The sequence below is a fragment of the Streptomyces calidiresistens genome (genome assembly GCF_014141525.1).
In the GTDB taxonomy this organism is placed as follows: Bacteria; Actinomycetota; Actinomycetes; order Streptomycetales; family Streptomycetaceae; genus Streptomyces; species Streptomyces calidiresistens.
In genome coordinates, this window is sequence record NZ_VKHS01001549.1 from 1 (window position 1) to 479 (window position 479).

Sequence of the window (479 nt, forward strand, 5' to 3'; positions counted from 1 at the left end):
CACTGTCACGCCGTCGCGGTGGGGGCGGGGAGGGAGAGTTCGCACCAGACGGACTTGCCGGTGGGGGCGCCGGGGGAGCGGGTGTCGGACGGACCGGAGGAGAGGGCGTGGCGACCCCAGCGGTCGGCGAGGGCGTCGAGGAGGAGCAGGCCGCGCCCGTCGAGGGCCTCCCGGCGGGCGTCGAGGGTGGGCGCGGGGGCGCGGGCGACCGAGGGGTTGGGGTCGTTGTCCCGGACGGAGATCCGCAGGGCGGGGTGGGTCCACCGCAGGACGAGCGAGGCCGGGCCGCCGGTGTGACAGACGGCGTTGGTGATCAGCTCGGAGGCCAACAGCTCGGCTCGGTCCAGGAGTTCGTCCAGGCCGTGGGAGCGGAGTACGGCCCGCAGGGTGGTGCGGGCGATGCCCGGCACGCGGGGGTCGCGGGGGAGGTTCAGCTCGTACCGCCACGGCTCCGCGAACCCGATCCGTCGGGGAGGGGC

General features: G+C 76.2%; 1 protein-coding gene. It reads right to left on the reverse strand.

The window, feature by feature from the left end; all coding sequences use genetic code 11:
• Positions 1-5 precede the first annotated feature (5 nt).
• Positions 6-479 (reverse strand): ATP-binding protein (locus FOE67_RS28230; protein WP_194444866.1); only part of this gene is annotated, 474 nt, incomplete at its 5' end.